The 7,355-nt window shown below is 64.6% G+C and carries 4 protein-coding genes; 3 read left to right on the top strand and 1 reads right to left on the bottom strand.

Annotated features, from left to right (window positions below; all coding sequences use genetic code 11):
• The first annotated feature begins 400 nt into the window (after positions 1–400).
• From ACTHNR_RS10345 to metG, 3 genes are all read left to right on the top strand, one after another.
• Positions 401–685 carry a helix-turn-helix domain-containing protein gene (locus tag ACTHNR_RS10345; RefSeq protein WP_440547508.1) on the top strand — a complete coding sequence of 95 codons (285 nt, stop codon included), beginning with the start codon at positions 401–403 and terminating at the stop codon, positions 683–685.
• On the top strand, positions 672–1,973 hold the full coding sequence (locus ACTHNR_RS10340) for a type II toxin-antitoxin system HipA family toxin (protein ID WP_440547507.1): 1,302 nt from the start codon (positions 672–674) through the stop codon (positions 1,971–1,973). The genes ACTHNR_RS10345 and ACTHNR_RS10340 overlap by 14 nt, the downstream gene beginning before the upstream one ends.
• Before the next feature lie 128 nt (positions 1,974–2,101).
• Positions 2,102–4,267 (top strand): methionine--tRNA ligase, encoded by a 2,166-nt coding sequence (metG, locus tag ACTHNR_RS10335; protein WP_440547506.1) that lies wholly within the window; start codon positions 2,102–2,104, stop codon positions 4,265–4,267.
• Between the two features lie 51 nt (positions 4,268–4,318).
• Here the strand turns inward: metG and ACTHNR_RS10330 are convergent.
• The coding region (locus ACTHNR_RS10330) for a translocation/assembly module TamB domain-containing protein (protein ID WP_440547504.1) at positions 4,319–7,355 on the bottom strand (3,037 nt) is incomplete at its 5' end.

Here is a 7,355-nt window from a genome sequence, read left to right as displayed (position 1 = left end):
CGGTAAACGAAACGAAAAATTTTTCGAACTCGTCGGCGTTTTGTTTGTCTCTATGTACGGTACGTGGCTGGCACACGCCGCTGCGTCACCATTCTCCTCTTGTCGGTGTTGCTCCGGGGCCGAACGCCCCGGTTTTTTTTTGCAGCTTCGGCAAGCTCTGCCGCTTGTCTCTTGCCCTGCACCGGGCATCATCGCGGCTGCCCACTTGTCACACCTCATCTCGTCCCTGCGCGCAGATCCGCGCTCGCCGCGTCGGCGACAGCACTCCCCCCCGGGACGGGCCGAGCATGCCTCGGGCTAACCCACGCCGCAACAGGCGTGGACTGCTTCGGCAAGATGGCCTTGAATTTTTGACTGGTATAACTTACATTTACAACAATAACTGACATGAATGTAAGTTATGTCATACAAAGATCCCCTTATCAAGCCTACTTTCCCTTTGCTCTTTGCTCCAGATTTTGGCGATGCGTTTCGGCGCGAACGCAAAGCACAAGGGCGCACTCAGCAATGGGTGGCAGAGAAAGCCGGTGTCGCCCGATTCACGATCACTCAATTGGAATCTGGGCAAAACGTCGGGCTGCATCATGTCCTGGCTGCGCTCACCGCGCTAGGGAAAGGCCTTTCCATCGTTTCGGCACGGCCCGACTACGATCAGATCAAGGAGATCTTCGATGACGAGCAATAGGGTGCGCGAGTTGGCCGTCGCCACGCCGCAAGGCAGTGCCGGCACGCTCATCAAGGAATCGCGGCATGTGTTCGCCTACGGTACGCGTGAACCTGCACGGCAGGTGTCGCTGACCATGCCGCTGCGCGCCGAAACCTACGCCGAAACGCCGATGTTGCCGGCATTCTCCATGAACCGGCCGGAAGGCTTTTTGCTCGAACGGATCCAGCGGGCGTTCAAACACGTGCAGCTCGACGACATGGCGTTACTCGCGATCACGGGGAACAACCAGATCGGTCGGCTCCGCTTCAGTGAGTCCGGCAAGACCGCGCGAGGAAAACGAGCCGAAATAGGCCTGGCAACGCTCCTCAGTACCGGCAGTCACGCTGGGCTGTTCGAGCATCTCGTTGAAACGTACCTCGAATCGGGCATTTCGGGCTTTCAGCCGAAGGTGATGATTCCGGATGCGGACAAGGTTGTGGGCGACAAGGTCGATGAGAAGACGACCGCAACCACGCCCAGTCTCATTTTGAAGGCAGCCGGAGATGACTATCCGCATCTGCCCGTGAACGAGTATCTGTGCATGAGCGCCGCGCGGCACGCAGGTATCGAGGCCCCGCAATTTTGGATCTCCGACGATCAAACCCTGTTCGTCATGGAGCGCTTCGACGTGAACGTGCCAAGGAACACGCAACTCGGCTTCGAAGATATGGCGGTTCTGATGGGCAAGAATCACTTGCAACCGAACTTCAAGTACAGCAGCAGCTATGAAAAGGTCGCGCTGGCGATCAGCATGAATTGCGGCAGCAATTCCGCCGAGAGCCTCGCGCGTTTTTTCGAATACTTCTCGCTGTCCGTGATGGTGCGCAATGGCGACGCCCATCTGAAGAACTTCGGCCTGATTTACGACCACCCGGCTGCCGACGAGCCTCCTCGCCTCTCCCCGCTCTTCGACGTGGTGACGACATCCGTCTATCGCTACGAAAATCAAAGAACGGGGATCGAGACTGCGGACCGGACCATGGCGTTGAAGTTGAACAAAGCCGTTTCGTATCCGACGCGGGACGAACTGCTCGCGTTCGGCCGCAACGTGTGCCATGTTCAGCAACCTGGGGTCGTGATCGAGCGCATCGCCGACGCGATGGCCACAATCCTGGCGGACGAAGGCGAGCGCATGCCCAAGCAATTCCTTTCGGCGCTTCGCATGGAATGGGACGTCGGCCGATGCTCCGTGGAACCGATCCGCGTATTCGGCCTCTCGGGTGCCACGCGTGCCCGTGACGACGCCCCAGTCTCATCCCGCCAATAGCGCGTTCGGCCTGCGCTGCTGTCGCACGCCTTTAACCCCCGCCGAACCGCACGGTCCCGCCCGTCGGCACGGCGCGTGCCTGTTAAAATCGTCGCTTTCCCTCAAGCAGTCCCTCCTTTTATACGCTCATGACCGTATCCGCCCCTCATTCAGCCGCGCAAGCCGGCCCGGGCGCCGCCCGCCGCCGCATCCTCGTGACGTCCGCTTTGCCCTATGCGAACGGACAGATCCACCTCGGCCACATGGTCGAGTACATCCAGACGGATATCTGGGTGCGCGCGCTGCGAATGCACGGCCACGAGGTCTACTACGTCGGCGCGGACGACACGCACGGCACGCCGGTCATGCTCAGCGCGGAGAAAGAAGGCATCACGCCCAAGCAGCTCATCGATCGAGTTTGGGGCGAGCACACGCGCGATCTGCGCAACTTCCTCGTCTCGTTCGACAACTACTACACGACCGATTCCGAGGAAAACCGCGAGCTATGCGAGACGATCTACCGCCGTCTGGAGCAGGCAGGGCTCATCGACGCGCGCGAAATCGAGCAAGCCTACGACCCCGTCAAGGAAATGTTCCTGCCGGACCGCTTCATCAAGGGCGAATGCCCGAAGTGCGGCGCCAAGGATCAATACGGCGATAGCTGCGAAGTCTGCGGTTCGACCTATCAGCCCACCGACCTCGTCAACCCGTATTCGGCCATCTCGGGCGCCACGCCGGTGCGGCGCAAGTCCACCCATTACTTCTTCCGGCTCTCCGACGCGCGCTGCGAGAATTTCCTGCGCGAATGGGTCAGCAGCCTCGCTCAGCCCGAAGCGACGAACAAGATGCGCGAGTGGCTCGGCGACGCCGGCGACGCCAAGCTCGGCGATTGGGACATCTCCCGCGATGCGCCGTATTTCGGCTTCGAAATCCCGGGCGCGCCGGGCAAGTACTTCTACGTCTGGCTAGACGCGCCGGTCGGGTACTACGCGAGCTTCAAGAACCTCGCCGCCCAACGCGGGCTCGACTTCGAGGCGTGGATCAAACCCGGCTCCGCAACCGAGCAATACCACTTCATCGGCAAGGACATTCTGTATTTCCATACGCTGTTCTGGCCGGCGATGCTCGAATTCGCAGGCTACCGCACGCCGACGAACGTGTTCGCGCACGGTTTCTTGACCGTCGACGGCGCGAAGATGTCCAAATCGCGCGGCACCTTCATCACCGCGAACAGCTTCATCGAAACCGGCTTGAACCCCGAATGGCTGCGCTACTACTTCGCAGCCAAGCTGAACGCCACGATGGAAGATCTCGATTTGAATCTCGAGGATTTCCAAGCTCGCGTGAACAGCGACATCGTGGGCAAGTACGTCAACATCGCGAGCCGCGCGGCGGGCTTTCTCATCAAGCGCTTCGACGCGCGCGTGCAGGACAGCGCGATGCACCACCCGCTGCTCGCCACGCTTCGCGCGGCCATCGCGCAGATCGCGGCGCATTACGAAGCGCGCGAATATGGCCGCGCGGTGCGTCAGACGATGGAACTGGCCGACGCCGTGAACGGCTACGTCGATACGGCGAAACCGTGGGATCTGGCGAAAGATCCGGCCAACGCGGTCGCGCTGCACGAGACGGTCACCGTCAGCCTCGAAGCATTCCGGCTGCTCACGATCGCGCTCAAGCCCGTGCTGCCCGCGCTGGCGGCCAAGGTCGAGGCGTTTCTCGGCATCGCCCCGCTCTCCTGGGCCGACGCCGACACGCCGCTGTCCTCGAAACAGCCCATCAACGCTTACCAGCATCTCATGACACGCATCGACCCGAAACAGATCGAAGCGCTGGTCGAGGCGAACCGCACGTCGCTGCAGCCGACGGAAACGGGCGCGCAGGCAGCCGCGACCGCGGCGGCGTCGACCAAGACCCGCGCCAAAACCGAGTCGAAGGCGGCGGCCGCCGCGCCCGCGAACGCCGAACACAGCGCGACGATCTCGATCGACGACTTCGCGAAAATCGATCTGCGCGTCGCGCTCATCGTCGACTGCAAGGCCGTGGAAGGGTCGGACAAGCTGCTGCAATTGACGCTCGACGTCGGCGAGGAAAAGACGCGCAACGTGTTTTCCGGTATCAAGTCGGCCTATCGCCCCGAGGATCTCGTGGGCAAGCTGACCGTGATGGTCGCCAATCTCGCGCCGCGCACGATGAAGTTCGGCCTGTCCGAAGGGATGGTGCTGGCCGCGTCGAGCGCCGACGAGAAGGCCGAGCCGGGCCTTTATATCCTCGAACCGCATAGCGGCGCGAAGCCGGGCATGCGCGTACGCTGAAGCCCACCCCGGCCCGGGCGTGCGCCGAATCCGTTCGGTGCGCGCCCTGCCTCAATGGCGACCGCGCCAACCGTCGAAGCGGCGCGTGTAGTTGACGTCGAGGCCCTGGAAGGTGCCGGTATAGAGCGCGATCGACCAGAAGCGCGATAGGTTCACCGTCGCTTTGAAGGCGTTGCTCGCCGATTGCAAGCCCTGCTCGTAACCCAGCACGAGCCGCTCGTTGATCGCCTTCGACAACATCACCACTTGCGAATCGGTCAAGCCCACTTCGCTGCGTCCCACCGAAAACTCATCGAGCCCGAACGTCTGCGCGACGCGTTTGCCCGTTGCGCTGCCGAGCAAGGCGAGCGCCGTCGTCATCGAGCTTTGCTGGCCTAAGTTGTTGCCCTGGTCGGTGCCGTGCCCGAACAGCAACCACGAGAGCTTCTCGTTATCCGCCACGTTCGGCTCCGATACTAGCTTGACGGTGGGCGAACGGACGGTGCCCGTCACCTGCACACCGGCCTCCACTTCCTGATTGCGGCGCATCGCGAGAATATTGATGCCGGGGTTCGCCACGGGGCCGTTGAACGTGAAGTAGCCGTTTTCGATGGCGAGTTTGCGGCCGAAGCTCGTGTAGGTCGAACCCTCCGTCACACGTACATTGCCGATGGCTCGCAGCGGCTGATTGGGGGCCGACAGCGCCGTTACCGTGCCGCGCAGCCCCAGATCTGCCCCCCTGCCGCGAAAGCGGAAATCGTTGCCCAAGTCGACATCCACGCTCGCTCGCGGCGCGAAGCGCCCCACGGGCTTGTTGGTCGGCTCGCTCGGCTTTGGCCGTGCGCCCTTCACGAGCATGTGGTCGCGCACGACGACGACGTCGTCCGACAGCCGCGGCGCCGGTTGCTCGGGCAGATCGAACAGCGCGTGATCGACCCTGAACTTGCCGTCGATGTCGAGACCGCCGCCCGCGCCGCCGTTCGCCATCGTCGCGCTGCCCGACAGCGACAGTTGCCGATCGGGCGCCGCGAGCAGTTCGAGCTTATCCGCCACGATGCGTGCCGTCAGGTCGGGTTCGGCCCGGTCGAGCCGGATTTGCCCCGTCGCCCGCAAGGTGCCGTCGCCCCCATGAAACTCGACGCGCTGCAGGTCCACCAGGTTTTCAGTCAACGCGACGCGCACGATGCCCTCCTTCAACTGCACGCCCTGATCGACGAGCGTGGCCGAAAGATCGTCGCCGACGAGTGCGCCCGATGCCGTCGGCTTCGCCCGCGTGCCGCCCAACGCGAGGTTCAACGCAAGATGGCCGTCGAGCACGTAGCTGGGGCCGAACAACCCGCCCGTCGTTTTCAGCGTGGGGACGTCGAAGGCGAGCTTGCCTGACAACGGCGCGTCGGCGCCGAGCTCGAGCAGCCCGCCGCGCGTCGAATCGGGGGTAAGCCCGGCGCTGACGTTCGCATCGAGCGTGCCGATGCGGCTCGCGGCGGCGCGAGCGCGCACCGTCAGCGTGCGGCCGCCTTCGAAGTCGGCCCGCGCCGAGAGCGCCGTCACGCCCAGGGCCGAAGAGCCGTAGCCCGTCGAAATCGTCACATCGCCGCTGCGGCGCTCGATGCGAGCGTACCCGCTGGCGGTGCGTCCGAACGTGAAGTCCCAATCGGCCCCGAGCACGAGATCGCTCGAGACGCGCGAGGGCGTACCCGTCAACGTCTGGCGGATGGCGAGAAAACGCGCCACGGAGAGGTTCGATGCGCTGCCGGCCGAACTGATGGCCCCTCGATCGTAGACGAACGATTTCAGATCGAGCGTCGCGCCCTCGATGACGAGATGTGTCGGGCCGAGCGTCGAGCGCGCCCCGCTGACCGACAGCGCGAGCGGCGCTTGCAGCTCGAGCGACGGCAGGCCGCGGTTCGTGAGACGCGCCAACGTGCCATCCCAGCGCGGGCCATCGCGCGTGTCGGTCACGCCGCCCGTGCCGGCGAGCGCCGTGTCGATGGCGCGGCCGCGCACCGCCCCTTTCGCCTGGGCGTCGAAAGCGTGCTTCGCCCGCGTGCCCGTCACATGCGCGGTCAGCGTGGTCAGATCGACGGCGCCCGCGTGGACGTCGCGCGCGTCGGTCGACAGTTCGAGCGCGCCGGTCGCCCCGTCGCGAATCCGCGCGCTGCCGGTCGCGGCGCCCACACGGTTCTCGCCGAACGCCAAACTGCGTGCATCGTAGCGCAACGTCACGTCGGGGTGAGTGAGCGAGCCCGTCAGGTCCCCGTCGGCGAGCACGGTGCCGGCGACGCCGAAACCCAGCCGGTCGAGGCGCGGCGCATTCACATGAAAACGCAGGCGGTCGCCGGGTCCGCCGAAGCTGCCGTGCAGATCGACGTCGTTGCCGGCGATCGAAAGCGTCGCGTCGCTCGGCAAGAGTCGCGTGCCGACGACTTCCACTGTCCCCCGTCCCGTGAGCGGGAACCCATCGTAGAGGCTGTCGCCGAGGTCGAAGCGCAGTTTCGACGACAACGATGGGGCAAGCGCGCCGACCGCGCTGAAACGGCCAGTCACGCGCGCTTCCGGCAGCTCGAGGGCCGAGCGCGCAGGTTTTGCCGCGGCTTCGCCCGCAGCAGACTTGGCCCCGGAGCGCATGGAGCCGGGACGCTTGGCGCCGCGAGACGGCATGGCGCTGGCCGGTGGTTCGGCCGCCACCACGAGCCGCGGATCGAAGTTCGTCAGCGTGGCCCCGAGCTCGTAGCTTTGGTGTGCGTCAAGAGCGAGCCCCCCCTTCATTTCCAGGCGGCCATCTCCCGCGTCGATCCGCAGGTCATGCAACGCAATGCGGCCGCGCTCCAAAGCGACATGAGCCCTTGCACGCAGGCGCGCCCGTGCGTCGTTCAGATCGAGCGACACCGATTGCGCGGCGGCATCGAAGGCGATGCCGATCGGGCCGGAAAGCGCTGTCGGCCGCACGTAGGGTGTAAGCGTCGCCAAATCGAGCGCGCGCGCCGTCAGATCGAACCGTCCACGGCCATGCGAGAGCGTGCCGCCCCCGGTCAGCGTGGCGTCGTGAATGAGCCGTATGCTCAGCGCGTCGAGCCGCTGCTCGCGTTCGTCGGGGGGCCCGGCGGGG

The sequence above is a fragment of the Trinickia sp. genome, assembly GCF_051954495.1.
Lineage (GTDB): Bacteria > Pseudomonadota > Gammaproteobacteria > Burkholderiales > Burkholderiaceae > Trinickia.
This window is presented reverse-complemented; position numbering and strand designations above follow the sequence as displayed.

Excerpts from the sequence above, each read along its gene's own strand:
- metG (WP_440547506.1), top strand. The coding sequence starts at position 2,102 with ATGACCGTATCCGCCCCTCATTCAGCCGCGCAAGCCGGCCCGGGCGCC.
- ACTHNR_RS10345 (WP_440547508.1), top strand. The coding sequence starts at position 401 with ATGTCATACAAAGATCCCCTTATCAAGCCTACTTTCCCTTTGCTCTTT.
- ACTHNR_RS10340 (WP_440547507.1), top strand. The coding sequence starts at position 672 with ATGACGAGCAATAGGGTGCGCGAGTTGGCCGTCGCCACGCCGCAAGGC.